Origin of the sequence: Hansschlegelia quercus, assembly GCF_004310425.1 — a bacterium.
GTDB classification, from domain to species: Bacteria; Pseudomonadota; Alphaproteobacteria; order Rhizobiales; family Methylopilaceae; genus Methylopila; species Methylopila quercus.
In genome coordinates this window covers 684,348-708,119 of record NZ_SIUB01000001.1, presented here as the reverse complement: position 1 = coordinate 708,119, position 23,772 = coordinate 684,348, and the positions used below count along the sequence as shown (strand labels likewise).

Annotated in this window: 26 protein-coding genes; 17 read left to right on the top strand and 9 right to left on the bottom strand. The window is 66.9% G+C overall.

The genetic code is table 11. The features are described 5' to 3' along the window. The first annotated feature begins 94 nt into the window (after positions 1 to 94). From proB to EYR15_RS03335, 6 genes are all read left to right on the top strand, one after another. Positions 95 to 1,219 (top strand): glutamate 5-kinase, encoded by a 1,125-nt coding sequence (gene proB, locus EYR15_RS03360; protein WP_131001439.1) that lies wholly within the window; start codon positions 95 to 97, stop codon positions 1,217 to 1,219. Between the two features lie 210 nt (positions 1,220 to 1,429). After that, a complete protein-coding gene (locus tag EYR15_RS03355) occupies positions 1,430 to 2,716 on the top strand; it encodes a glutamate-5-semialdehyde dehydrogenase (protein WP_131001438.1) in 1,287 nt (428 codons plus the stop codon). After that, positions 2,713 to 3,309 (top strand): nicotinate-nucleotide adenylyltransferase, encoded by a 597-nt coding sequence (locus EYR15_RS03350; RefSeq protein ID WP_131001437.1) that lies wholly within the window; start codon positions 2,713 to 2,715, stop codon positions 3,307 to 3,309. Before EYR15_RS03355 ends, EYR15_RS03350 begins: the two co-directional genes overlap by 4 nt. 202 nt (positions 3,310 to 3,511) lie before the next feature. Then, entirely contained in the window at positions 3,512 to 3,823 is a 312-nt protein-coding gene (rsfS, locus tag EYR15_RS03345; protein WP_382238266.1) for a ribosome silencing factor, read from the top strand. 18 nt (positions 3,824 to 3,841) lie between these two features. Then, a complete protein-coding gene (rlmH, locus tag EYR15_RS03340; RefSeq protein WP_131001435.1) occupies positions 3,842 to 4,324 on the top strand; it encodes a 23S rRNA (pseudouridine(1915)-N(3))-methyltransferase RlmH in 483 nt (160 codons plus the stop codon). Positions 4,325 to 5,132: 808 nt separating this feature from the next. After that, positions 5,133 to 5,348, top strand: coding sequence for a hypothetical protein (locus EYR15_RS03335; RefSeq protein WP_131001434.1), 216 nt, complete (start codon positions 5,133 to 5,135; stop codon positions 5,346 to 5,348). 3 nt (positions 5,349 to 5,351) lie between these two features. On the opposite strand, the gene EYR15_RS03330 is transcribed toward EYR15_RS03335, so the two are convergent. From EYR15_RS03330 to EYR15_RS03315, 4 genes are all read right to left on the bottom strand, one after another. Beyond that, on the bottom strand, positions 5,352 to 5,909 hold the full coding sequence (locus tag EYR15_RS03330; protein ID WP_131001433.1) for a hypothetical protein: 558 nt from the start codon (positions 5,907 to 5,909) through the stop codon (positions 5,352 to 5,354). Then, positions 5,906 to 7,324 (bottom strand): HD domain-containing protein, encoded by a 1,419-nt coding sequence (locus tag EYR15_RS03325; RefSeq protein ID WP_131001432.1) that lies wholly within the window; start codon positions 7,322 to 7,324, stop codon positions 5,906 to 5,908. The genes EYR15_RS03330 and EYR15_RS03325 overlap by 4 nt, the downstream gene beginning before the upstream one ends. 96 nt (positions 7,325 to 7,420) lie before the next feature. Beyond that, positions 7,421 to 9,085: an electron transfer flavoprotein-ubiquinone oxidoreductase gene (locus tag EYR15_RS03320; protein ID WP_131001431.1), complete on the bottom strand. Its 1,665-nt coding sequence runs from the start codon at positions 9,083 to 9,085 to the stop codon at positions 7,421 to 7,423. Positions 9,086 to 9,202: 117 nt separating this feature from the next. Then, complete coding sequence (locus EYR15_RS03315; protein WP_131001430.1) at positions 9,203 to 10,240, bottom strand: methyl-accepting chemotaxis protein; 1,038 nt, start codon at positions 10,238 to 10,240, stop codon at positions 9,203 to 9,205. A gap of 227 nt (positions 10,241 to 10,467) precedes the next feature. Here EYR15_RS03315 and EYR15_RS03310 point away from each other — a divergent pair, with 227 nt between their 5' ends. Beyond that, a complete protein-coding gene (locus EYR15_RS03310; protein WP_131001429.1) occupies positions 10,468 to 10,899 on the top strand; it encodes an FKBP-type peptidyl-prolyl cis-trans isomerase in 432 nt (143 codons plus the stop codon). A 9-nt stretch (positions 10,900 to 10,908) separates the two neighbouring features. Here the strand turns inward: EYR15_RS03310 and EYR15_RS03305 are convergent, their stop codons facing one another. After that, positions 10,909 to 11,310, bottom strand: a complete 402-nt coding sequence (locus EYR15_RS03305) for a hypothetical protein (protein WP_131001428.1) — start codon at positions 11,308 to 11,310, stop codon at positions 10,909 to 10,911. An 86-nt stretch (positions 11,311 to 11,396) separates the two neighbouring features. Then, on the bottom strand, positions 11,397 to 12,008 hold the full coding sequence (locus EYR15_RS03300; protein WP_131001427.1) for an FMN-dependent NADH-azoreductase: 612 nt from the start codon (positions 12,006 to 12,008) through the stop codon (positions 11,397 to 11,399). 157 nt (positions 12,009 to 12,165) lie between these two features. Here EYR15_RS03300 and EYR15_RS03295 point away from each other — a divergent pair, with 157 nt between their 5' ends. After that, on the top strand, positions 12,166 to 12,495 hold the full coding sequence (locus EYR15_RS03295; protein ID WP_245498137.1) for a winged helix-turn-helix transcriptional regulator: 330 nt from the start codon (positions 12,166 to 12,168) through the stop codon (positions 12,493 to 12,495). A 91-nt stretch (positions 12,496 to 12,586) separates the two neighbouring features. Then, positions 12,587 to 13,495 carry a cation diffusion facilitator family transporter gene (locus EYR15_RS03290; protein ID WP_131001425.1) on the top strand — a complete coding sequence of 303 codons (909 nt, stop codon included), beginning with the start codon at positions 12,587 to 12,589 and terminating at the stop codon, positions 13,493 to 13,495. A gap of 73 nt (positions 13,496 to 13,568) precedes the next feature. Here the strand turns inward: EYR15_RS03290 and EYR15_RS03285 are convergent, their stop codons facing one another. Beyond that, positions 13,569 to 15,275, bottom strand: coding sequence for a hypothetical protein (locus EYR15_RS03285; protein ID WP_131001424.1), 1,707 nt, complete (start codon positions 15,273 to 15,275; stop codon positions 13,569 to 13,571). Positions 15,276 to 15,483: 208 nt separating this feature from the next. On the opposite strand from EYR15_RS03285, the gene EYR15_RS03280 reads away from it, so the two are divergent. The 4 genes from EYR15_RS03280 to EYR15_RS03265 all read left to right on the top strand — a co-directional run bounded on the left by EYR15_RS03280 (position 15,484) and on the right by EYR15_RS03265 (position 19,510). After that, entirely contained in the window at positions 15,484 to 17,310 is a 1,827-nt protein-coding gene (locus EYR15_RS03280) for a tetratricopeptide repeat protein (RefSeq protein WP_245498114.1), read from the top strand. A gap of 162 nt (positions 17,311 to 17,472) precedes the next feature. Continuing rightward, positions 17,473 to 18,324: a 4-(cytidine 5'-diphospho)-2-C-methyl-D-erythritol kinase gene (locus EYR15_RS03275; RefSeq protein ID WP_131001423.1), complete on the top strand. Its 852-nt coding sequence runs from the start codon at positions 17,473 to 17,475 to the stop codon at positions 18,322 to 18,324. A gap of 28 nt (positions 18,325 to 18,352) precedes the next feature. After that, positions 18,353 to 18,673 (top strand): YnfA family protein, encoded by a 321-nt coding sequence (locus tag EYR15_RS03270; RefSeq protein ID WP_205741568.1) that lies wholly within the window; start codon positions 18,353 to 18,355, stop codon positions 18,671 to 18,673. A 96-nt stretch (positions 18,674 to 18,769) separates the two neighbouring features. Further along, positions 18,770 to 19,510, top strand: a complete 741-nt coding sequence (locus EYR15_RS03265) for a hypothetical protein (RefSeq protein ID WP_131001422.1) — start codon at positions 18,770 to 18,772, stop codon at positions 19,508 to 19,510. A gap of 22 nt (positions 19,511 to 19,532) precedes the next feature. On the opposite strand, the gene EYR15_RS03260 is transcribed toward EYR15_RS03265, so the two are convergent. Next, complete coding sequence (locus tag EYR15_RS03260; protein ID WP_131001421.1) at positions 19,533 to 20,546, bottom strand: polyprenyl synthetase family protein; 1,014 nt, start codon at positions 20,544 to 20,546, stop codon at positions 19,533 to 19,535. A gap of 416 nt (positions 20,547 to 20,962) precedes the next feature. Between EYR15_RS03260 and EYR15_RS03255 the strand changes: the two genes are divergently transcribed. Both EYR15_RS03255 and EYR15_RS03250 read left to right on the top strand, forming a co-directional pair. Beyond that, the gene (locus EYR15_RS03255) at positions 20,963 to 21,193 is read left to right on the top strand and encodes a putative signal transducing protein (protein WP_131001420.1); all 231 of its coding nucleotides are present in this window, start codon (positions 20,963 to 20,965) and stop codon (positions 21,191 to 21,193) included. Beyond that, positions 21,190 to 21,942, top strand: a complete 753-nt coding sequence (locus EYR15_RS03250) for a tRNA1(Val) (adenine(37)-N6)-methyltransferase (protein ID WP_245498113.1) — start codon at positions 21,190 to 21,192, stop codon at positions 21,940 to 21,942. Before EYR15_RS03255 ends, EYR15_RS03250 begins: the two co-directional genes overlap by 4 nt. 3 nt (positions 21,943 to 21,945) lie before the next feature. On the opposite strand, the gene EYR15_RS03245 is transcribed toward EYR15_RS03250, so the two are convergent. Further along, positions 21,946 to 22,257 carry a hypothetical protein gene (locus EYR15_RS03245; RefSeq protein ID WP_131001419.1) on the bottom strand — a complete coding sequence of 104 codons (312 nt, stop codon included), beginning with the start codon at positions 22,255 to 22,257 and terminating at the stop codon, positions 21,946 to 21,948. A 234-nt stretch (positions 22,258 to 22,491) separates the two neighbouring features. Here EYR15_RS03245 and EYR15_RS03240 point away from each other — a divergent pair, with 234 nt between their 5' ends. Continuing rightward, positions 22,492 to 23,367 (top strand): S49 family peptidase, encoded by an 876-nt coding sequence (locus EYR15_RS03240; RefSeq protein WP_131001418.1) that lies wholly within the window; start codon positions 22,492 to 22,494, stop codon positions 23,365 to 23,367. Between the two features lie 70 nt (positions 23,368 to 23,437). Next, positions 23,438 to 23,626, top strand: coding sequence for a hypothetical protein (locus EYR15_RS03235; RefSeq protein ID WP_131001417.1), 189 nt, complete (start codon positions 23,438 to 23,440; stop codon positions 23,624 to 23,626). Positions 23,627 to 23,772: the final 146 nt, after the last annotated feature.

Here is a 23,772-nt window from a genome sequence, read left to right as displayed (position 1 = left end):
TACGCCTCTTCGCCGCTTGCGGGAGAAGCTGGCTCCTGCTCAAAAGCCGCTTCGTCATCAGCCAAGTTCTTCACAAGCCACCTCCGGCAATCTCGTGACCACGCCGACCCTCGCTTCCTTCAACCGCATCGTCGTCAAGATCGGCTCCGCTCTGCTCGTCGATCGACAGGCGGGGGCGCTGAAGCGCGAATGGCTTGAAAGTCTCGCCGCCGATCTTGCGCGGCATGCGGCGCGTGGCGCTGAGATCATCGTCGTCTCATCGGGCTCGATCGCGCTCGGCCGCACCGTGCTCGGCTTTCCCGGCGGCGCGCTGAGGCTTGAAGACAGCCAGGCCGCGGCCGCCGTCGGCCAGATCGCGCTCGCCCGTGTCTGGAGCGAGGTGTTGGGCGCGCACGGCATCACGGCCGGCCAGATCCTGCTGACGCTCGGCGACACCGAGGAGCGCCGTCGCTATCTCAACGCCCGCGCCACGCTCGCCCGGCTGCTGGCGCTGAAGGCCATCCCGGTTGTCAACGAGAACGACACTGTCGCGACCTCCGAGATCCGCTACGGCGACAACGATCGGTTGGCCGCCCGCGTGGCTTCGATGGCGGGCGCGGACTGCCTCGTTCTGCTTTCCGATATCGACGGGCTCTACGACGCCCCGCCGCATCTCGACCCCAACGCGAAGCACATCCCGATCGTCGAACGGGTGACGGCTTCCGTCGAAGCGGTCGCTGGCGACGCCGGCTCCGAGCTGTCGCGCGGCGGCATGCGCACCAAGGTCGAAGCGGGTCGCATCGCGACCGGCGCCGGCGCGCATATGCTGATCGCTTCGGGGAAGGTCCTGAGCCCGCTCGGCGCGGTCGAGGCGGGCGCGCGCTGCACCTGGTTCCTGCCGGTCGAAAGTCCTGGCCAGTCGCGCAAGCGCTGGATCGCCGGCGTGCTCTCGCCGCGCGGCGCGATCTATGTCGACGCCGGCGCCGCCTCCGCGCTGAACCGCGGCCGCAGCTTGCTGCCGGCCGGCGTCACCCGCATCGAGGGTCACTTTTCGCGCGGCGACGCGGTGGTGGTGCGGGCGCCCGACGGCGTCGAGGTCGCTCGTGGGCTGGTCTCCTATGACAGCGGCGACGCGAACCGGCTGCGCGGCAAACCGTCGACGGAGATCGAGGCGATCCTCGGCTTCAAGGGCCGGGCGGCGATCATCCATCGCGACGACCTTGTGCTGACCGGGGCGTGACGGTCGATCTACGGCGCCGTTCCGCGTGCCTTGAGACGGCCCTTCGGGCCTCCTCAGCATGAGGATCGTTGAGCAAAGCACAGACGGTCTTCATGCTGAGGAGCCTGCGCAAGCAGGCGTCTCGAAGCACGCAGGCCCGTGGTGCTCGCCCGCCTGATGACGAAACGCCCCAGAAGCGTTACCTGAGCGGTCTGTTTCGAGGAGGCTCGCATGAACGCGGCGGTGGAGCTCCGTACCGAAGACGTCTCGGCGCTGATGCGCGACGTCGGCCGGCGCGCGCGCGCCGCTTCGCGGGTCGTCGCGCTTGCGCCGCGGTCTGCGAAGGACTCCGCCCTCCTCGCCGCAGCCCGTAACCTGCGCGAAAGGGCTCCTGCGATCCTCACCGCGAACGCGGCGGACGTCGCGGCCGCCAAGGCCTCCGGCGTTCAAAGCGCCTTCCTTGATCGGCTGATCCTCACCGAAGCTCGCATCGAGAGCATGGCCGGGGGTCTGGAAGCGGTCGCGGCGCTCGGCGATCCCGTCGGGGAGGTCACAGCCGCCTGGACGCGCCCGAACGGCCTTGAGATCGAGCGGGTCCGCACGCCGCTCGGCGTCATCGGCGTGATCTATGAAAGCCGCCCCAACGTCACCGCGGACGCCGGCGCCCTGTGCCTGAAGGCCGGCAACGCTGCCATCCTGCGCGGCGGCACGGACAGTTTTCGGTCGTCCGCCGCGATCGTCGAAAGCCTGGCGTTCGGTCTCCGCGAAGCCGGGCTGCCGGAAGACGCGGTGCAGCTCGTGCCGACGCGTGATCGCGCGGCGGTCGGCGAAATGCTGAAGGGTCTCGACGGGAATCTCGACGTCATCGTACCGCGCGGTGGCAAGGGGCTCGTCGCCCGCGTTCAGGCCGAAGCCCGCGTGCCGGTGTTCGCGCATCTCGACGGCAACAACCACGTCTTCGTCGCGGCGGGCGCCGATCTCGCTATGGCGGAAAGCATCCTGCTCAACGCCAAGATGCGGCGCACCGGCGTCTGCGGCGCGGCGGAGACGCTGCTCGTCGAACGCGCTGTCGCGGCCACGCATCTCCAGCCGCTTGTCGCGATGCTGGCGGAGGCCGGCTGCGAGATCCGCGGCGACGACGCGACGCGGGCGGTGTTCCCCGCGGCGAAGCCCGCGACCGAGGAGGACTGGCGCACCGAATTCCTCGACGCGATCATCGCGGTGCGTGTGGTCGACGGCATCGACGGCGCGCTCGACCACATCTCAGCGTTCGGCTCACATCACACCGACGCCATCGTCACCGAGGACACGGGTCTCGCGGAGCGCTTCCTCCGCGAGGTCGACAGCGCGATCGTGCTGCACAACGCCTCGACCCAGTTCGCCGACGGCGGCGAGTTCGGCTTCGGCGCCGAGATCGGCATCGCCACCGGCCGGCTGCACGCCCGCGGCCCGGTCGGCGTCGAGCAGCTGACGAGCTTCAACTACCGGGTCCGGGGGAGCGGCCAGATCAGGCCGTGACCGTCCGCCTGCCGCCCTCAACGCCCGGCATGACGATCGGCCTGTTCGGCGGGTCGTTCAATCCGGCCCATGCCGGACACCGCCACGCCAGCCTGCTCGCCATGCGCAGGCTGCGTCTCGACCGGGTGTGGTGGCTGGTGACGCCGGGCAATCCGCTGAAGGACAATTCCCGGCTTCCGGCGCTCCAGGCCCGCATTGGCGCGGCGGAAAAGATCGCCGCCCATCCGCGCATCGCCGTCACCGGCTTCGAGGCGGCGATCAACGCGCGCTACACGGTGGAGACGCTGCGCTGGCTCCAGGCGCACCGGCCGAGCGTGCGGTTCGTGTGGCTGATGGGGGCGGACGGGCTGGCGCGCTTCCACGAATGGGGCCAGTGGCGGGCGATCGCCGGCATGATCCCGATCGCGGTGGTCGACCGTCCTGGCGCGGCGTTCGCGGCCTTCGCGCCGGCGGCTCTGGCGCTGGCGGATTCCCGCATCCCTGAGCGCGACGCAGCCCTTCTCCCGTCGCTGCCGCCGCCGGCCTGGACGCTGCTCCACGGGCCGCTTTCGCCGCTCTCCTCTACGGCGTTAAGGCGTACGCCGAAGATGTGAAGCCGCGCTGGTTGAAATGTCGCAGCGTAATGCCGTATCTTAACGGCAGGCTCGGGCTCTCGCCCCAGCCATTGAGGACGGCAGACGGAAGGCTAAAACTCTGTCAACCATAGCGCTGAAGGAGACGCCCCTCGCGGCGGCTCACATCGGCGCCGGCGCATCCGCTCAGGCGAACCCGGCGCTGCTTCACCTCATCCTCGACGTGCTCGACGACAACAAGGCCGAAGAGACCGTGGTCATCGACCTGCGCGGCAAGTCCGTGATGGCCGACGAGATGGTCATCGCGACCGGTCGCTCGAACCGGCATGTCGGCTCCATCGCCGACAAGCTCACCGAGGAGATCAAGGCCGCAGGCCATGGCAAATGCCTGGTCGAGGGCCTGCCGCATTGCGACTGGGTGCTGATCGACGCGGGCGACGTGATCGTCCACGTGTTCCGCCCGGAGGTCCGCGCCTTCTACAATCTCGAGAAGATGTGGTCCGACGGGCGCCCGGCCGAAGGCGCCTATTCCTGAGCTGACGACGGCAGCCTCATGCGCCTCGTCGTCGCCGCGGTCGGCCGCCTGAAGGCCGGCCCGGAGCGTGAGCTCGTCCAGCGCTATGTCGAGCGCTGCGGCCAGATCGGCCGCGGCGTCGCGCTCTCCGAGCCCGAGATCGTCGAACTCGACGAAAGCCGCGCGCGCCGCCCCGACGAGCGCAAGCGCGACGAGGCCGAGCGCCTGATCGCCGCGCTGCCGCCAAAGGCCGCGCTGATCGCTCTCGACGAGGGCGGCAAGACCCAGACATCGGAAGCCTTCGCCGCCGATCTCGGCCGCCGCCGCGACGAGGGGCTGAGCGCGCTCGCCTTCGTCATCGGCGGCGCGGACGGCCTCGCGCCCGAGCTGCTGTCGCGCGCGGACTTGCGGCTCGCCTTCGGCGCGATGACCTGGCCGCACCAGATCGTCCGCCTGCTGCTCGCCGAGCAGCTTTATCGCGCGGCGACGATTTTGGCGGGCCATCCCTACCACCGGGTTTGAGGGCAGGGCCAAGGACGCGCGCCGTCCTCCGGTCGCCCGGAAATCCTCGTCGTCCAGCTCTGGCCAAACAGCTCCGACTAACGCCTTCGTTCGTCGGTCCGCGAACGTCTTCGTTCGCCGCATCGAGTGGGAAGCGCGGGAGCGCCGGGCCACCGTCAGGGGGTAGAGTAGTTGCCGGTCGCCCGGCGCTCCACGCACGGCATTTTTGCGAACCCTGCGGACGACATCCGAAACCGCTCGAAGCGTGTCCGGCCGCCTCCCGAAGGAGTGCGGCCTTCAGGCGATCAGCCTTCTCCGCCGGCCTTTGGAGCCGGCCTCGAAGACCCCCGCCGCCCGAGCGGCCCCGCGCCATGCTAGGCGGCCCCCGTCGTAATGCGGGGCGGTCTCTTCACGGGCTTGGGGATGAACTCCTCAAGCCCGCGCCACAGCAGCCGCCCCGGGGCAGGGACATCCGGACATCCCCGCCGCAGGCGCCGCCTCCTCCCCGCATGGCCGGCCGGTCCGGACACGCCTTCCTGACGGGGAGAAGCGAGCGGAGTGGATCATGGGAGGGGTCGGATGTCAAGGAATATATTCCAAAGACGCCCAAGTCGGATCGACCGCGGCCACGTCCCGGACTTGATCCGGGACCCAGACGCGCCCCGGCTTCAGGCCGAGCCGGGATCGTCCTCCGGACAAGGCGCTTCATCCTGCGCACGATCCAGGCTCTCGGCTGAACGCCTCGGCCGGGATGACGGCTTTTTGCGCCGCCGTAAGCCGTGAGACCTGAGCGAGGGCGGCCGCGATCGGCGTCATCCTGAAGCCGGGCGTGGTCCCGGCGGCGCTCGCGGGCCTCAGCCTCCGCGACGAGGATCATCTGCGCCATTATGCTTTGACCGGCCTCCTCTTCGGCACCGCGGCGCTGGCCTTGCGCCTCTGGGCCGGCATTGCCACCGCCGCCGCCGCGATCAACGAGGCGGTGTTTTCCGGCGGGATCCGCGACAGTGGTCTATGCGAGGCGAACGATGGGGCGGTAATATTCTAAGTGTCAAATCATCCCCAGCTCAACTAGTAGACGCTCAGCTTTTTCGAACCGCCCATTCTCGGTCTTTGGACCTTTGCGACTGAAAACCTCATTCTTCCACAATATATTATGCTCAATATTCTTTATCCAATAAATAGTAGCTGCCAACTCGAGCACAGTAGAGTTGTGTCCATTTAGCACACTCAAACCACCAACGATCCGATCGCTATTACGAATTCTTTCAAGGTATTGGCTATCCATGGCGCTGTTGGCGCTGAATACACTGTACGCAGCGCCATCCGATGCTCTGTGCTCACGAGTTTCATGAATAATACGAAAGATCTTAGCCGAGTCTATCGCGCGAGCTAAATCCTCAGAATAGGGTCCATAATGATGATATGAGTAAACAAAGCCGCTTCCGAAGCCGAGTTGATCTATCAAGAATATTATCTTTTGCAGCCTAATCCGACCAACGATTTTTCCTCCTGCGGCGAAAATCACCGCTTGCGCGGCAAGCTCGCTTTGAAGTTCGTCGATCGAGAGACCGAAAACATCAAGATCTGAGTTAGTGAAATACGTCATTTTCTCATACCTAAAATCCTAGCTGCCTTTCTGTGGTCTGGATCTTCAAAATAGTATCGCGTAAGCTTGAGGCTCGGGAGTGATTTAGTAATTCCATCAAACGTCGTTATTTCAGGCGTGCTTCCATTCGCTTGAAGGATGCGTATTTTTTTGTGTGCTTTTTCATCGTCACCGCCAACTTGAGTATAGATGTTCAGGCTCGCGCCAGTATCTTTTATTACCTTGTCACTGGCGGGGAAACGACGATCGACTTTTTTTGCACCAGCTTCTTGCCACTGGCCATCGCTATCAAACGAACGGCAGTCCAGTGTTTTGTACAGGCGCCTGTTGTACAATCGTTTTGCAAGTTCACGAATCGTTTCATTCTCGGCCCTCATCAGCGCTGATAGAGAGCCCATTATGACTTGGTCGTCCAATTGAAGATATTGATCAACCGATGGCGCCTCAGCTCCGAAAAATCCAATTATTGGGTGGTCATGTGATAAGCCCGTTCGAGACTGCGCGGTCAGAGGACGCTTCGCTTCTGAAGCAACCGCGCGAAGCATTGCAGCCATCATCTGCTCCATGCATCGCGTTGTTTTATGGAAATAAACTTGTTCATGAAGGGTATAGCGAGCTAATAGAAATTGCTCGGCCGCCGGGAGCGCCTTGATATCCAAACAGAATGTAGGAGTCATCACGCTGTCATCGTCTCCGATGCCATCGACGGCATCCAGGTCAATGCTTCTTATGCGTACATGCTCAAGTAGCCAGTCGAAATCGATGGCCCCTGCGTGAGTGCCAGTCATAAATCTGTCTCTGCGAAGATAGTCCAGTCGATCAGCGTCGAATGAACTAGAGACGACCGCATGGTAAACGTCCCTCGGATTTTCCAATATGAGGAGGTCCGCGATTTTATCAGCAAATCCCCGCTTCCTGCCTTCAATAATTTGGTATATTTCGCCGTGGCGATTCCGAATTATATCTGAGCTCCAAGTTTCGTGCTTTTTACTCGCTCCAAGAGAACGCTGCACGCCCTCAAACGTGTGGCTGAATGCGCCATGACCGACGTCATGTAACAAAGCGGCGATGACCGCAATGAACGCTTTATCGGGGTCGTAAGTCTCGTGAATAGAGCTAATCTCTCGTTTTATTATTTCGATTAATTGGCGTGCGACGTGAAACACGCCGATGGAATGGGAAAATCTAGTATGAGTTGCGCCCGGATAAATGTATTCGGAAAATCCGAGCTGCTTTATTCGGCGGAGCCGCTGAAACTCACGAGTGTCGATCAGAGACCAAGCTAGTTGGTCCAGATCGTTTTCGCGAAATGTTATAAGCCCGTGGACAGGGTCGCGAAGGCGTTGTGGGCGCGTCTGATCAAGAGACCCAAAATGCTGCTCTTGTAATGAAGACTCGAGAGGAGGCTCTGCCATCAAATGCCTGTTAAAAGACCTTTGGTAGAAGACCTCTACTCACCGCTGATTCGCAACATAAGATTGTAGAAGTCGTCTTCTGCCCGCTCGTGGTTCTCACATCCCCGAATAAACCGGCCCGCCGCCGCCTTCCGGAGCCACCCAAACGATGTTCTGGTTCGGGTCCTTGATGTCGCACGTCTTACAATGCACGCAGTTCTGGGCGTTGATCTGGAACCTTGGCCCCGAGGGCTCCTCCAGCCATTCGTAGACGCCCGCAGGGCAGTAGCGCTGGGAGGGGCCGGCGTAGACGTCGTGCTCGGATGACTTCTGCAGCGCCCAGTCCTTCACCTTGAGATGCGCGGGCTGGCCTTCCTCGTGGTTGGTCGAGGACAGGAACACAGAACTGAGCTTGTCGAACGAGATCTTTCCGTCCGGCTTGGGATAGGCGATCTTGGCAAAATCTTTCGCCGGCTTCGTCGCGGCGTAGTCCGGCTTGCCGTGGCTCATCGTCCCGAACAGTTTTGTCAGGCCGAATTGCTCCGCCCACATCGCGGCGCCGCCGAGCACGACGCCGAGGCGGGTGCCGTATTTCGACCAGAGCGGCTTGACGTTGCGCACGGGGCGGAGGTCCGCGCCCACCGGGCCGTCGCGCCAGGCGGCCTCGTAACCGTCGAGCGCGTCATGCGCGCGGCCGGCCTTGATGGCCTCGACGAGATGTTCGGCCGCGAGCATGCCGGTGTGCACCGCGTTGTGGCTGCCCTTGATGCGCGGGACGTTCACAAAGCCGGCCGCGCAGCCGGCGAGCAGCCCGCCGGGGAAGACGAGCTTCGGCACGGACTGCCAGCCGCCCTCGGTGATCGCGCGCGCGCCGTAGGACAGGCGCTTTCCGCCCTCGAGCAGCGGCTGGACCGCGGGATGGTGCTTGAAGCGCTGGAACTCGTCGAAGGGCGAGATCCACGGATTTTCGTAGTTGAGGTGCACCACAAAGCCGATCGCGACGAGATTGTCGCCGAAATGGTAGAGGAACGAGCCGCCGCCGGTCCTGTCGTCGAGCGGCCAGCCGAAGGAATGCTGCACCTTGCCGGGCTTGTGCTTGGCGGGATCGACCTGCCAGAGCTCCTTCAGGCCGATGCCGTATTTTTGGGGATCGCGGCCCTCGTGCAGCTTGAACTTGGCGATCAGCTCCTTGGAGAGCTGGCCGCGGGCGCCTTCCGCGAACACCGTGTATTTGCCCCTGAGCTCCATGCCGCGGGTAAAGTTCGGGCCGGGAGAGCCGTCTCGTCCCACCCCCATGTCGCCCGTCGCGACGCCGACCACCGCGCCCTTGTCATCGAACAGCGTCTCGTTCGCGGCGAAGCCGGGATAGATCTCGACCCCGAGCGCCTCCGCCTTGGTCCCGAGCCAGCGGCAGACGTCGCCGAGCGAGGCGATGAAATTGCCGTGGTTCGACAGGATTTTCGGCATGCCGAAATTCGGCAGTGTGAAGGCGCGGCTTTCGGTGAGGTAGAGGAAGTGGTCTTCGGTGACGCCGCTGCGCGTGAAGCCGTCTTCCTCGCGCCAGCCCGGCAGCAGCGCGTCGAGCCCCTGCGGCGCGACGACGGCGCCCGACAGGATGTGCGCGCCGACCTCCGCGCCCTTCTCGAGCACGACGACGGAGAGGTTTTCGTCGAGCTGCTTTAGGCGAATGGCCGTGGCGAGACCCGCAGGCCCGGCGCCGACCACCACGACGTCGAAATCCATCGACTCGCGCTCGGGCAGCTCCGCAGCCTGTTCCGCCATGTCGTCCGCTCCTCGTCACAAATCGAACCGCGGTTGAACGGTTCGCATTCGCGAGCCGCCAAAACTAGGCCGACATTCGTACCGGGACAGGCGACGAATTGCCCGCGGGGAGGGGCTTTAGGACTGGACGATGACGCCGTACCAGCCGAGCCCGCGATAGGTCTCGTAGCCCGGCGTCTTGTGGAAGGCGACGAGCCGTCCGGCGCCGTCGAGGTAGAAGCCGCTCTCGCGGCCGCCATCGTCGAGCGGGAAGCGCTCGCTCAGGGTTCCGCGATCGTCGGACGCGGCGATCACGCGGCGCTCGGAGTCGAGCAGCAGCACGCGGCTGCGCGCCGCTTCGTCGGGGTCGAGCCGGACGCCCTTCACCACCGCGCCGGCCTGCGGGCGCCAGTCGAAGTGGACGGCGAGCACGCCGGCAGGTTCAGCCCGCGGGTCGCCGTCGCGCCGCACGGACGCGACATAGGTCGAGGCCTCCGCGCCGCCGAGGCGGTCGTGGCTCGCGACGTCGCAGGCCTCGAAATCGTCGCCTGTCGCAAGCTCCTTGCCGCGCTTGAACCAGTCCTCGCCGCTGACGTCGGCGCCCTGCACGGCGAAGCGGTCCGGCCGGCCGTTCGCGATCACGCGGCCGTCGAGGTCGCAGAGCCAGAGGTCGAGATAGACGGTGTAGGAGTTCAGGATCACGCCGAGCCGCCGGCTGGCGTGGGCGCGCGCGCGGTCGGACGGGTCGGCGGCGCAGTCGACCACGGCGCTGTCGGTCGCCCACCAGCGGACGTCGCAGGTGCGCTCGTAGAGATTGCGGTCGATGATCTCGACGGCGTTGAGCGCGACGCCGAGCAGGCGCTCGCCGCGCGCGGTCTCGAGCGCGCTCATCGCGTCGTGCAGCGAGCCAACGCCCTTTGACAGATTGCCGCCGAGGTTCTTGGCCAGCCGGTCGATCTCGCCCGCGACCTGGCGCACCTCCTGCGCGACGATGGTGAAGCCGGCCCCGCTCGCCCCGGCGTGCGCCGCCTCGATCCGCGCGTTGAGCGCCAGCAGGTTCATGCGCTGCGAGATCTTCTCGATCGCGGCGATGTTGGAGAAGGCGGTGGTGCGCAGCTCCTCAGCCGACGCGCCGACGACCGCGGAGAGAGACCTGTTATCGGCGACGGCGGCCATGTCGGGGAGTTCCGTTGAAAATCCAACGGGATGATCGCGGTCTTTGGTTTACCAAGACCTAAGAGGAGCGCTCGGCGCCCAAGCGTTTGATCGTGGAGCAAGTTCGTCGGTCGCGGAGCTTCGCGAGACGTGACCGGCTTCGCCGAACGCCGTCTGGACGAACGCGGCTCATGTGATAGTTCCGGCGGACCGCGCCTCTTGTGCGGCGTCGAGATCGAGGAGTGACGATGCCCCTGCTCACCGCGAAGCTTCTGGCCGCCGCCGGCCTCACGCTCGCCATGGCCGTCGCGCCGGCCGCAGCCGCCGAAACCGTGACCACGGCCTCGGGGCTGAAATACCAGGACACCGTGGTCGGAACCGGCAAGACGCCGGTCGTCGGCCGCGCCGTCGTCGTGCATTACACGGGCTGGCTCGACCAGGGCGGCAAGAAGGGAACAAAGTTCGACTCGTCGGTTGATCGCGGCCAGCCCTTCACCTTCCGGCTCGGCGTCGGCAACGTCATCGCGGGCTGGGACGAGGGCGTGCAGGGCATGAAGGTCGGCGGCAAGCGCACGCTGATCATCCCCTCCGACCTCGGCTATGGCGACCAGGGCGCCGGCGGCGTCATTCCGCCGAACGCCACGCTGATCTTCGACGTCGAACTCATCGACGTGAAGTAAGCGGCGGGACTAGAGGTCCCGCTTCGACAGCGCCTGCGCGCACAGCACGTCGATGAACGTGACGGCGGTCACCACCGCGACCGCCGCCATCGCCACCCTGCGCTTCGGGTTGCTGCGCGACAAAGCCGGCGCCAGCGCCGCGAGATCCATGGCGTCGCCCGCGACGCGCGCCCAGACGAGAAACGGACGCGCGCGCCCGCGCTTCCAGTTCAGCAGCCCGCCGCCGGTCAGCATCTCCCGCGCGCCGAGACCCTTCAGAAACGATCGGTCGTGGTCGAGCCCGATCGCATGCGCGAGCGCGCCGGGTTTGGCGAGCTCCAGCGCCGCGATCGCCATCGACAGCAGGCCAAGTCCCACCGTGATCCGCTCCGCTTCCTGTTGAGTGGGAACGTGCAAAGCGGGCAGGTTCATGGCGCATCCTCCGGGCCGATCATCGATCCGGAGGGTTTGGCGCAGGGCGCGGCCGCGTCCAGTGGCGCGCCCCGTCGGAGGCTTCGTCAAGCCGCCTTGAGCTCCTCGGCGCGCCGCACTGCGCCCGACAGCGCCTGCTCGCGCTGCTCGGGGCCGACCGCGATCCCGTCCGCGGCGATGAAGGTGAGATCGGTCACGCCGATGAAGCCGAACACCGCCCGAAGGTAGGTCTCGAGATGCTCCGCCGAAGCCTGGGGCGTCTCCGCGCCATAGAATCCGCCGCGGGCGAGCGCCACGACCACGCGCTTGCCGCCCGCGAGCCCTTCCGCGCCGCTCGCGCCGTAGCGGAACGTCTTGCCCGCCACGAGCACGCGATCGATCCAGGCCTTGAGCTGGGTCGGCAGGGTAAAATTGTACATCGGCGCGCCGATGACGACGATGTCGGCCGACAGGAACTCGTCCAGCGCCGCGTCGCTCGCGGCAAGTTCGGCCTGGAGCTCCGGCGCGTTCTCGGCGCCCGGCGCGCGGCCCGCCAGCTGCGCGCCCGACAGGTGCGGGAGCGGATCTGCGGCGAGATCGCGATAGACGACGTGCAGATCGGGGATCTCGTGCGCAAAGCGTTCCGCGATCGCGGCGGACACGGTCCGGCTTACGGAATGGGCGCCAAGGATGCTGGCGTCGAGGTGAAGCAGTTTCATGTTGATCCTCGGTATTCAAATTGAACCGAGGGCCTATAAGTTACCATCTCGCGCACGGCGCAAGAAGGCACAATTCTGGAACGCAGGCACAGTTTTGGAACGCAGGAACAGCGAAGTGACCGCCCCTTCCGTCTCCTATGAAGGCCATGACTGCCGCATGGTCAGCTCCGTGCTCGCGCGCGTCGGAGACAAATGGAGCGTGCTGGTCGTCATGTATCTCGGCGGCGGGCCGAAGCGGTTCAACGAGCTCAAGCGGATGATCGGCGGCGTGTCCCAGCGCATGCTGACGCTGACCCTGCGCGGCCTCGAGCGCGACGGCCTCGTGACGCGCACGGTGTTTCCCACCATCCCGCCGCGGGTGGACTACGAGCTGACCGATCTCGGACGCTCGCTGCGGGAACCGGTCAGCGCGCTCGGCGGCTGGGCGCAGGCGCATCAGGACGAGATCGAGGCGTCGAGGGCGGCGTTCGACAAAGCCGCCGGGTGACGGCCGTCGCGACGCAATCGATGACGCGCGCGTGATCCGCCCTAACTGACGCAGGCCGCGGCGCATTTCGCTCCGCGGTTACGGGGGCGTGATGTCAGCCAAGGGTTCGACGACGGTCGTTTACGCCGCACTTGCGGGCAATCTCGCGATCGCCGTGGTGAAGTTCGGAGCGGCGGCGTGGACCGGCTCCAGCGCCATGCTGTCGGAGGCCATCCATTCCATGGTCGACACCGCAAATCAGGGCCTGCTGCTGATCGGCATGAAGCGCGCCGCGCGCCCCGCCGATTCCGGCCACGCCTTCGGCCACGGCATGGAGATCTACTTCTGGGCCTTCGTCGTCGCGCTGCTGATCTTCGCGCTCGGCGGCGCTGTCTCGATCTACCAGGGCGTCCATAAGCTGCTGGCGCCCGAGCCGATGGAGAGCGCCTGGGTCGCCTTTGTCGTGCTCGCCGCGAGCGTCCTGATCGAGGGGCTGTCCTTCCGCGTCGCCTATCGCGAACTGCGCGCCGCCTATCCCGATCTCTCGCCCTGGAAGGCGGTGCGGCGGAGCAAGGACCCGAGCGTCTTCGCCGTGCTCTGCGAGGACGCCGCGGCGCTTGCCGGCCTCAGCGTCGCGATGGTCTGCGTCGGGCTTGCTTACGCGTTCGACGAGCCCGCCTTCGACGCCGCGGGTTCAATCGCGATCGGCCTGATCCTCGTCGGCGTCGCGGTGTTCCTGTCGCGCGAGACGCTGAGCCTGATCACCGGAGAAGCGGCGGCCCCCGAGACCCGCGCCGAGGCGAGAGCGATCATCGCAGGCGATGCGCGCGTGACGGAGGTGACGGAGCTGCTGACGATGCATCTCGGGCCGCGCGAGGTGCTGCTCGCCGCCTCGCTCGACATGCGCGACGACCTCGGCGGCGCCGAGCTCGAACAGGCGGTGCGGGAGATCACCGGCCGGATCGAGACCGCGCATCCGGAGATCACGCGGGTATTTCTGAGGCCTGTCGCAAGACCTTGAGGCGAAGCTCTCGAAGCATGTACCGCCGTCCCGGCTTTCTTGGCGAAGACCCGAAAGCAAGCGACGGGCGTCGCTACCGCACCGTCTCCGCCGCGCCGCGCGTGGCGCCGGCGACGCGGTTGTCCAGGGTCGACATCAGCGTCCGCATGAAGTCGCGCGCCTCCAGGTCGATGGTGACGATCCCGGCGGGATTTACCACCGTCTGGGCCTTCGGAACCGAAAGCGCGGACTCCCAGCCGAATGTGTCGATCAGCGGATAGACGGCGTAGCCGAGCATCGGGATGCCGTCCTCGATCGCGCGGGCGACTTCCAGCAGCATCTGGCCATGCCAGCGCGCGCCATAGGCGTAGAACGGCGTGCCGGTTTCGCCGATCATCATCGGCAGGCCGTAGCGGTTGTAGTAGTCCGCCACCAGTTCGTAGAGCCCGCGCCGCTCGCCCGCTGCGACCTGGGCCGCGTAGAATTGCGGCTCCGGGTTCAGCCACGCGCCGGACGGGCTGAAATCCTCGTTCTGCGCGTAATAGTCGGCGGCGAAAATCGTGTCGTCGCGCATGGTCAGGCCGAAATCCGCCTTCAGCGCCGCGTGCGCGGACATCAGCGTCTCCAGCATCTGGACGAGCCTTGCGAGGCGCAGCTCGCGCTCGTCGCCGGAGCTCTTGAGGACATAGGTCGCGATCAGCCAGTCGAGCGAGGTCCGGCTCGCCTGCGGCTTGGCTCGGTCTCTGAGGGCGAGGGCTGCGACCGGCGTCGCGGCCAGCACGTCGAGGTCGGCGTCGAGCAGCCAGTTCTGGCCGAGGATCAGGTCGCTCGGCAGGAAGCGGGTGAAGCGGTTGAACTCCGTGCGGCCCGGTTTGTAGACGGCGCCCTCGGTGTGCATGAACAGCGCGCGCTTGGGTCCCTCGGCGTTCTGAGCTTCGATCGCGATGCGCGCGCGGACCGCGGCGGTCGCGATCGCGAAGGCGCGCTCGACATAGAAGCGGTCATGGCGCGGGTCGCCCCAGCCGGGGAAGGCGCCGTTCCACATCTCGCTGTTGAAGCCGACGGTGGTCTCGGGCTCGTTGACGATGGTCACCAGCTTGATCGCGCCGGAATAGCGCGCGTAGGCCGCGGCCGCGAAACGCGCGAAATAATCCGGCCAGTCCGGGTGCAGGTAATAGCTCTCCTCGTTGACCGTCCGGCCGTCCTCGTCGACCACGCGGAAGCGGTCCTCGATGCCGAAATGATGCAGATCGAGGCTGAGGTTGAGGCCCTGGCCCGCGAGGTCGGCGATCATCGCGTCGTGCTCGGCCCAGCTCGACGGCTCGTCGAGGTCGATCTCGTGGTTCGACAGGCCGAGCCGCACATTCGCAACGCCGAGGCTGATCAACGCGGTCGCGATCGTCTGGCGCCGCTCGGCGTCGAACAGGCCTTGATCGCGCAGCGCGTTCCAGCGGTACCCCTCGTCGCGCGTCAGGGGATTGGCGGTCTCGACGCCGGTCCACAGCAGCGCGGCCGGGGAGTTCTCGCCGATCGCCGCGCCATAGGCCGCGATCGTGCGGGCGTTGCGCGCGGCTTCCGCCTCGGTGAGCGGACGGATCGGCGCGGTGGTGAGCGTGAGCGGCACCGGATCGTTCATCCGCCCGGGGGCGACCGGGTCCGGATCGCGCTCGAGCGCGAGCTCCATCTCGCGCTGCGAGGCCCAGTCGAGCAGCCATGCCTGCGGCGCGGCGGCCGCGGACGAGACGCCTCCGCCGAAGGCCAGGGCCGTGACGACGGCCAGAGTCGATATGCGCAGCGCCAATGCGCCCCCTTTGCTGCGAGTGCCGGATTCGCGAATCGCAGCATGCCATCGCGGCCTGCGGCGGAGAACCCGGATCACGCCATTGCGCGTTTTCCCGACATTCAACGCGCGTGACCTCATTTCGGCCGGGCTTGTGACGTGACGTCACGCGGTCCATCCTGCGCGACCGATTTGCGAAGCGCCCGCAGCTTCGGAGGAACCGACGCCCGTGCCCCTGTTCTACCGCCGCATCGTCCCGCTCTGCCTTGCGCTCGCCGCCTGTTGGCATGGTCCGGCCATGGCCAATTCCGGCGGCGAGGCGGAAGCCGCTGCGGCGCGCACCTCGCTCGCCGGCAATTATCTCGCGGGTCGGGTCGCAGGCTCCCAGCGGGACGCGGCCGCCGCCGCCGCTTACTTCCGCGCCGCGCTCCGCGAAGATCCGCGCAATGGCGAACTGCTGGAGCGCACCTTCCTGCTGACGCTCGTCGACGGCGACGTCGAAGGCGCGATGCGCCTGGCCGAACGCGTGGTGACGAGCGATCCGACCAACCGCATGGCGCGGCTCGCGCTCGCGACGCGGGCCGTCAAGACCCACAATTACAGCGCCGCCCGCCACCATCTCGCGCGCGGGGCCAAGGGTCCTCTCGCCGACCTGACGTCGAACCTGCTGATCGGCTGGTCCTATGTCGGCGCCGACCAGACGGCGAAGGCGCTGGAGGCGGTCGACAAGCTGCAGAGCGCGGACTTCTTCGGCACGTTCCGTGACTATCACGCCGCGCTGATGGCCGATCTCGGCAATCGCCGCGAGGAGGCCTCGAAGCGTTTCGACGCGGCGCTCGCCGGCGACGGCGCGGCGCTCCGGATCGTGCAGGCGGCGGCGATCTTCCGCGCGCGCAACGGCGACAAGCCCGGCGCGCTCAAGCTGCTCTCCGATTTCGAGAAGAGCGCGCCGCGCCACCCGCTGATCCGCCAGACGCGCGAGGCGATCGAAAACGACAAGGCGCCGAAACGGCCGATCGCCGACGCCGCCGACGGCGCGGCCGAGACGCTCTACGGCATAGGCGGAGCACTCGGTCGGCAGGGCGGCGAGGATCTCTCGCTCGTCTATCTCCAGCTCGCGCTCTACCTCGAGCCGCAGCACCCGATGGCGCTGGTCACGCTCGCCGACCTCTACGACCAGCTCAACCAGTTCCAGGACGCGATCGACGTCTACGCCAAGGTGCCGGACGGCTCGCCCCTGAAGCGGAACGCCGAGATCCAGAGCGCGATGGACCTCGACCGGCTCGACAAGACGGAGGAGGCCAAGGCCAAGCTTTCGAAGCTCGTCGAGGCCGACCCGACCGACCAGGAGGCGATCGTCGCGCTTGGCAACATCGAGCGCGGCCGCGAGCAGTTCAAGGAAGCCGCCGAGGCCTACACCCGTGCGATCGACCTGATCGAGAAGGCGGCCACCCCCGCGGAGGCCACGCCGCCGAGCCCTCTTGCCGAGGGCGCCAAGCCCGCTGAGGCGGCCAGCGGCTCGACCCCGACGGCCGACGCCAACAACTGGTCGCTCTATTACGTCCGCGGCATCGCCTACGAGCGCTCCGACCAATGGCCGAAAGCCGAGGCCGATCTCAAGAAGGCGCTCGCCCTGTCGCCCGAGCAACCGCTGATCATGAACTATCTCGGCTATTCCTGGATCGACAAGGGCCAGAACCTCGACGAAGGCATGAAGCTGATCAAGCGGGCGGTCGAGCTGAAGCCGGACGACGGCTACATCGTCGACAGCCTGGGCTGGGCGCATTACCGGCTCGGCAAGTATGACGACGCCGTGCGCGAACTCGAACGCGCCGTCGAGCTGCGTCCGCAAGACCCGGTGATGAACGACCATCTCGGCGACGCCTACTGGCGCGTCGGCCGCAAGGTGGAGGCCCGCTTCCAATGGAGCCACGCCGTCGACCTGAAGCCGGAAGACAAGGAGCTGCCGAAAATTCAGGCCAAGCTCAAGGACGGCCTGCCGCCCGAGCAGAAGACCGACGCGGCGGAGATGCAGGAGAAGAAGAACGGCGGGTGAGGGGCTAGTCCTGCGCCTCCTCCACCATGGCTGACGCATGGTCCCCGTCCTCCGCAAGCGGAGGAGGATTTCCTTTTCCTCCCCTGCGGAAGCGGGGGAGGGGGAACGCGAAGCGGTGGAGGGGGCCGCCTGTCAGACCCGCCTCATGCTAATCCGCAACCCATGCTTCGCGCCCGCGCCCCCGCCAAGGTCAATTTGACGCTGCATGTGCTTGGACGCCGCGCGGACGGCTTCCATGAGCTCGACAGCCTCGTCGCCTTTGCGGGCTGCGCGGCGGACAGTCTGACGCTGGCGCCCGGCGCGGATCTGGCGATCGACGTCTCCGGCCCCTTTGCCGACGGCGCCGGCCCGGAAGCCGAAAACCTCGTCATCAAGGCCGCGAACGCCTTTGGGGCGCGTGCTCGCTCCGCCGTCCTCGGACGCTTCTCGCTCGTCAAGCGCACCCCCGTCGCGGCCGGCCTCGGCGGCGGTTCGGCGGACGCCGCTGCGGCGCTTCGGCTGCTCGCGCAAGTGAACGGCGTCGCGCTGAACGATCCGCGTTTGGTTGAGGCGGCGGCCGCGATCGGCTCCGACGTGGCGGTCTGCCTCGCGTCGCGCGCAGCGATGATGCGGGGAAGGGGCGAGCGCGTGACGCCCGTCGCGATGGCGCCGCTTGCGGCGGTCCTCGCGAACCCGATGCGGCCGGTTCCGACGTCGATCGTCTATCGCGGCCTCGGGCTTCAGCCAGGCGAGATGCGCGCCTCGAACCCTTCGCCCGAGCCCGGCGCGGACCCGATCCCCGCTATCGCCGCCGGCCGCAACGATCTGGAGCCGCCGGCGCTCGCGCACGAGCCGGCGATCGGCGAGGCGCTCGCGCTGATGGGCGCGCTCGAAAATTGCCGGCTTGCCCGCATGTCGGGCTCGGGCGGTACGGTCTTCGGCCTGTTTTCAGACCTGCGCTCAGCCCGGACGGCGGCCCGCGCGCTTCGCGCCGCTCGGCCGGGATGGTGGATCATGCCGACGACGCTGCGCTAGGGTTCGTGGTCCTCGCCGAAAGTCCCTGATGACAGCCGCCATCTACCTCTTCGCAGCGCTTGCCGAGATCGCAGGCTGCTTCGCCTTCTGGTCGGTGCTGCGCCTCGGCGCGTCGCCGATCTGGCTCGCGGCGGGCGTCGTCTCGCTGATCGTGTTCGCCTGGGCGCTGACGCTGGTCGATGCGGCGGCGGCGGGCCGCGCCTATGCGGCCTATGGCGGCGTCTATGTCGCGGCGTCTCTCGGCTGGCTCTGGGCGGTCGAAGGCGTCAGGCCCGACCGCTGGGACGTGATGGGCTCCGCCATCTGTGTGATGGGCGCGGCTGTGGTGTTGTTCGGGCCCAGGGGGTGAGTCTTAAGCTTTACGACCGATGATCCTGAGGCGCGCGTCGGCTTATTAAGCTAATGCGGCAGGGATGGCCCGATTCTAACAAGCGGATGCTGCGCCTTGATCATACCCCCGCTCGGCTACATTGAACTCGCGAAGGCTGGCTGGGCTTCTTCAGCCGCGGCCATCTCAAGGATGCAGGCGCTGTTCGCGATGCTCTTCGCTGGAACCGCCATTCTCAGTTGGGCGAACGTTCAATTCGTCCCACAGAAGTTCGCTGCGATCACCGTTGCTTCCGTGGCTATTGGGCTCGTCCTCACGTTGTTGTCGAGCGGCTTATCGGCTGTTCTGGCGGTGGTCGTGCACCGCTTCGTCATCGAGGGCGAGACGAACGGCGTCACTGATCTGCCGTCGCTAAGTCCGGTCATTGCAGAATTCTGGGCGGTTATTCTGCTCATTAACCTGGGCAGTGCCGCGCTTTGGGCGCTGGGATATCTGCTCGCAAGCGCGGGATCCGTTATGCTCGCCATTCTGCTAATCGCGCCCGCGTGGATAGCCGCGATCTACCTTCTGCTACGTATTTTCCTCATCTTCCCCGCGATTGCTGTGGAGGCCCCCGGGCGGAACCTACGGTCCGCATACAAGCAAGGCCACGGGCTAGTCTGGAAGGGATTAGCTAGTTCGATCCTTGCTGAAATCCCCATCATCGTCGTCAGCCTAATCGTGGCCTCACTGTTCGGCCCGTTTAGTCCCGTAGCGCTGATCGTGCTGGCCGCGCTGAGCATGTTCATGACAGCGGCGGCCGTCGCCATCGCCTCGCACCTATACGTGTGGCGGCAGGAACAGACTGCGAGGCTTTAAATCTGAGGTAATGCGCCTGTGCTCAGTGCGCCCGCGCCGTCACGAATCCCACGACGTCCAGCAGCGCCTTCACGTCGGGCTTGTCCTGGAACAGGCCGAGCGCGTCGCGGGCGATCGCGCCGTAATGGCGAGCGCGGGCGAGGGTGTCCTCGATCGCGCCGTGCTTGCCCATCAGCCGGATCGCTTCCTCCAGGTCGCCGTCCTCGACCTGGCCGTCTTCCAGCGTGCGCTTCCAGAAGGCGCGCTCGTCCGGCGTCCCGCGGCGATAGGCGAGCACGACGGGTAGCGTGATCTTCCCCTCGCGGAAATCGTCGCCGACCTTCTTGCCGAGCTTGGCTTCGCGCCCGCCATAATCGAGCGCGTCGTCGACGAGCTGGAAGGCGACGCCGAGATTCATGCCGTAGGAGCGTGCGGCGGCCTGTTCGGCCTTCGGGCGGCCGGCGATCACCGGGCCGACCTCGCAAGCCGCGGCGAACAGCTCGGCGGTCTTCGCCCGCACCACGGCGAGATAATCGTCCTCGGTGGTGGTGGTGTTCTTGGCGGCGGAGAGCTGCATCACCTCGCCCTCGGCGATCACGGCGGCGGCCTCGGCCAGAATGCGCAACGCCTCGAGCGAGCCGACCTCGACCATCATCTTAAAGGCTTGGCCGAGCAGGAAGTCGCCGACCAGCACGCTCGCCTCGTTGCCCCAGAGCATGCGGGCCGCGAGCTTGCCGCGCCGCATCTCGGAGCCGTCGACCACGTCGTCGTGAAGCAGCGTCGCGGTGTGCATGAACTCGACCGCCGCCGCGAGCCTGACGTCGGCGTCCCCGGAATAGCCGGTCAGAGCCGCGGTCGCCAGCGTCAGCATCGGCCTCAGCCGCTTACCGCCGGACGAGATGAGGTGGTTCGCGACCTCGGGGATCATCGCGACGTCTGAGCCGGTGCGGGACAGGATGAAGGCGTTCACCCGCTCCATGCCGGGCGCCGCGAGCGCCAGCAAAGGCGCGAGCCCCGCCTCTCCAGTGCGATCCTCCAACGGCACGACGACGCCCACACCGGGCTCCTTGCGGTCCTGAAAACAGAGGCGGACCGTATTCCAGAGCTCTTGCGCGGGGCAAGCCGGAAAAGATCGATCGATTACCGTCAGCCCATGACCGCGCGGGCGGCGAGCAGCCGTTCCGAGGCGAGCAGCAGCAAAGCGATCGCGACAAGGAGGGCGGTCAGTTCGGCGCGCATCGTCAGGATCCCCGTCCGGCTTGATCGCCGGCTCGTTCTGCAAGAAGGCCGGCCCGCGCCGGCGGACCGTTTCTGACGTCGCCGACAGGCGAGAGTTGGGCGCGTCTGTGGCGAGGACCGTCCAATTGGTGAATCCGCCGGAAACCATGTTTCGCCGGGCGTTGCCGATGGCGGCGAGCGACGCCATTCTGGAGCCGAAGGCGTCGGCGATTCCGCCGGCCATGGAGCGCCGCCTTGCAGGAAATCCTTCGCAGCAACGACGCCGTCCTGCTGTCCTTCGTGCAGGCGACGCTCACGGCGGAGGGGGTGGAGCACATGGTCGTGGACGCCAACATGAGCGTCATGCAGGGCTCGCTCGGCATTCTGGCGGCCCGCGTGCTGGTGCCGGACGATCAGGAGGCGCGGGCGCGGCGGGTGCTCAGCGAAAGCGGGATCGCGCACGAGCTGAGGCCGCCCACGCCGTGATTGACCGGCATGCCGGCGACCTGTTCCTCGGCGGACGACTTCGCCTGCGCCAGCCGTCCCGAGGGCATCGCTCCGGTGGCGACGCGATGCTGCTGGTCGCAGCCGCGCGATCGCTGATGGCGGAAGGCGCCGAGATCGCCGATTTCGGTTCGGGCGTCGGCGCGGTCGGGCTGTCGCTCGCGCTATGCGGGGCGGGACGCGCATTGCTGGTCGAGATCGACCCCACCCTCGGGCGTCTGGCGGAGGAGAACGCGCGGGAAAATGGTCTGGAGGACCGCTCCTCCGTCGTGGTCGGCGACGTCGCGAAGCTCGGGCTTGCGGACGGCCTGGCGCCGGAAAGTCTGGACCTCGTCGCCGCAAACCCGCCCTTCGACGACCTCCGCCGCCACCGCGTCTCGCCCGACGCCGCAAAGGCGGTTGCGCATGGCGCGGACGAAGAACTGATGGAGCGCTGGACGAAGGCTGCGGCGCGGATGCTGAAGCCGGGCGGCGTCTTTGTGATCATTCACCGCGCCGAAGCTCTGGGCGATCTTCTGGCCGTTCTCGGCAACCGGTTCGGCGACATCCGCGTGCGGCCCGTGCACCCGAACGATCAGGCTCCAGCGGCCAGAGTGCTCGTCGCAGGCCGAAAAGGACGGCGGGGAGCGCTTGCGCTGCTCCCCGCGCTGGTCATGCATCGGCCGGACGGCCGCTTCACCGAAGAGGCCGACGCCGCCCAGCGGGGCGACGTCGTCCTTATGATGAGCTGACCGTCACCAGCGGCGGCCGCAGATCTCGCGCGTGCGGCGGACATAGCCGTATCCGTCCCAGTAACGGTGGGTCACGAGGCGGCAGCGCGGGCGATAGCGAGGCCCGCCGTCGTAAAAGCCGTACGGGCGCGGACGATAGTACGGCCGTTCATAGCCGTAATGCCGATACGGGCGGTAGCGCGGACCGCGGTCATAGCCGTGGTAATAGCCCGGCCCGCCGACGCCGATATAGACTCCCTGAGCCGAAGCCGGCGCGGGCGCCGCCGCGAACGCGCCCGCGGCGAGCGTGGCGGCGAGCAAGAGTTTGCGAAACATCGAAGTCCTCCTCTTTGATCGTCCTGATTCCGGCCGCGCCACCTGCGCTCTACCGGGAAAGCCCGCCCACGCCTTCGTAGCTTGATACGTATGGCGTTCGGCATCCCTACGTTGGACTTTCGGCGGTGAACCGGCATTGAGATCGCCGTTCAGCGGCCGTTCATTGCGCGGCGGCGGGTCGCGCATAACGGCGGACCATTGTGCGGGTTCCGGCGCTCCCTATCTTCGATCGCCATGACATCGCCCCTGAGCTCCCTCCGCCGCCTCGCACGCCCGATCCTTCCCGAGCGCCTGCGCGGCGAACGGCCCGTGGTCCCCGTCGTCCGCCTCCAGGGCGCGATCGGCATGCCGTCGCCGCTCCGCGCCTCGCTGACGCTCGCCTCCGTGGCCGCCTCGCTCGAAAAGGCCTTCGCCACGCCGGGCGCCAAGGAGGTCGCGCTGATCGTGAACTCGCCGGGCGGCTCGCCCGTGCAGTCGCGGCTGATCCACCAGCGCGTCCGCCAGTTGGCTAAGGAAAAGGAGCTCGGCGTCGCGGTCTTCATCGAGGACGTCGCGGCATCGGGCGGCTACATGCTCGCCTGCGCCGGCGACGAGATCGTGGCGGATCCCTCGTCGATCGTCGGCTCGATCGGGGTGGTATCGGCAGGCTTCGGCTTCGACCGGGCGATCGAGCGGCTCGGCGTGGATCGGCGCCTCTACACGTCCGGCGAGAACAAGGCGATCCTCGACCCATTCAGCCCCGAAAAGGCCGAAGACGTCGAGCGCCTGAAGGAGCTGCAGCGCGAGGTGCACGAGCAGTTCATCGCGCTGGTGAAGGAGCGCCGCGGCGCGACGCTCTCCGATCATCCGGATCTCTTCACCGGCGCCTTCTGGACCGGCGCGGCGGGGCTCGATCTCGGCCTCGTCGACCGCGTCGGCGACATTCGCACGACGATGCGCGAGCGCTGGGGCGACAAGGTGGAGCTTCGCGCGATCACGCCGCAGACCTCGCTGATCAAGCGGCTGACGGGACGCGCGGACGGCGTGGGGTCGGCGTTCGGCTCGGGCCTCGCCGAAGAGGCGATGACGGCTGTCGAGACGCGCGCGCTCTGGAGCCGCTACGGGCTTTGACGGCCAGCCGCAAGGCGGCCAAGATCGGGGCCCGCTTTCGCTTCGACTCCAGGCCTTCCGGAGAACGCCCGTGCCGCCCTTCCTCATTTTCGCAGCAGCTGCGGCCGGCGCGATGTTCGGCGTCAAAGCGCTCAAACGCGAATGGAAACGGGTGAACAGCGCGCTCGAAGAGAGCGAACGCGAAGGCGAAGCCCGCGACCGTCTGACGAGGCCGACGCTGAAGCGCGACCGAACGAGCGGCGAGTGGCGGCCGGGGTGATTGAGCCGTCATCCCGGACGGCCATTTGACCGAGCCGGGATCGTTATCCGGAGGGCGCCACTTTCTGCGCGCGATCCCGGCTCTCCGCTTCGCTGCGGCCGGGATGACGTCCTCGCTGCCCGCCTTGACCCCCCAAGGCCTCGCAA

Bases quoted from the DNA above. Each gene is read 5' to 3' on its own strand.
- EYR15_RS03355 (WP_131001438.1), top strand. From the start codon at position 1,430: ATGAACGCGGCGGTGGAGCTCCGTACCGAAGACGTCTCGGCGCTGATG.
- rlmH (WP_131001435.1), top strand. From the start codon at position 3,842: ATGCGCCTCGTCGTCGCCGCGGTCGGCCGCCTGAAGGCCGGCCCGGAG.
- EYR15_RS03330 (WP_131001433.1), bottom strand. From the start codon at position 5,909: ATGACGTATTTCACTAACTCAGATCTTGATGTTTTCGGTCTCTCGATC.
- EYR15_RS03325 (WP_131001432.1), bottom strand. From the start codon at position 7,324: ATGGCAGAGCCTCCTCTCGAGTCTTCATTACAAGAGCAGCATTTTGGG.
- EYR15_RS03320 (WP_131001431.1), bottom strand. From the start codon at position 9,085: ATGGCGGAACAGGCTGCGGAGCTGCCCGAGCGCGAGTCGATGGATTTC.
- EYR15_RS03315 (WP_131001430.1), bottom strand. From the start codon at position 10,240: ATGGCCGCCGTCGCCGATAACAGGTCTCTCTCCGCGGTCGTCGGCGCG.
- EYR15_RS03310 (WP_131001429.1), top strand. From the start codon at position 10,468: ATGCCCCTGCTCACCGCGAAGCTTCTGGCCGCCGCCGGCCTCACGCTC.
- EYR15_RS03305 (WP_131001428.1), bottom strand. From the start codon at position 11,310: ATGAACCTGCCCGCTTTGCACGTTCCCACTCAACAGGAAGCGGAGCGG.
- EYR15_RS03300 (WP_131001427.1), bottom strand. From the start codon at position 12,008: ATGAAACTGCTTCACCTCGACGCCAGCATCCTTGGCGCCCATTCCGTA.
- EYR15_RS03295 (WP_245498137.1), top strand. From the start codon at position 12,166: ATGGTCAGCTCCGTGCTCGCGCGCGTCGGAGACAAATGGAGCGTGCTG.
- EYR15_RS03290 (WP_131001425.1), top strand. From the start codon at position 12,587: ATGTCAGCCAAGGGTTCGACGACGGTCGTTTACGCCGCACTTGCGGGC.
- EYR15_RS03275 (WP_131001423.1), top strand. From the start codon at position 17,473: ATGCTTCGCGCCCGCGCCCCCGCCAAGGTCAATTTGACGCTGCATGTG.
- EYR15_RS03270 (WP_205741568.1), top strand. From the start codon at position 18,353: ATGACAGCCGCCATCTACCTCTTCGCAGCGCTTGCCGAGATCGCAGGC.
- EYR15_RS03245 (WP_131001419.1), bottom strand. From the start codon at position 22,257: ATGTTTCGCAAACTCTTGCTCGCCGCCACGCTCGCCGCGGGCGCGTTC.
- EYR15_RS03240 (WP_131001418.1), top strand. From the start codon at position 22,492: ATGACATCGCCCCTGAGCTCCCTCCGCCGCCTCGCACGCCCGATCCTT.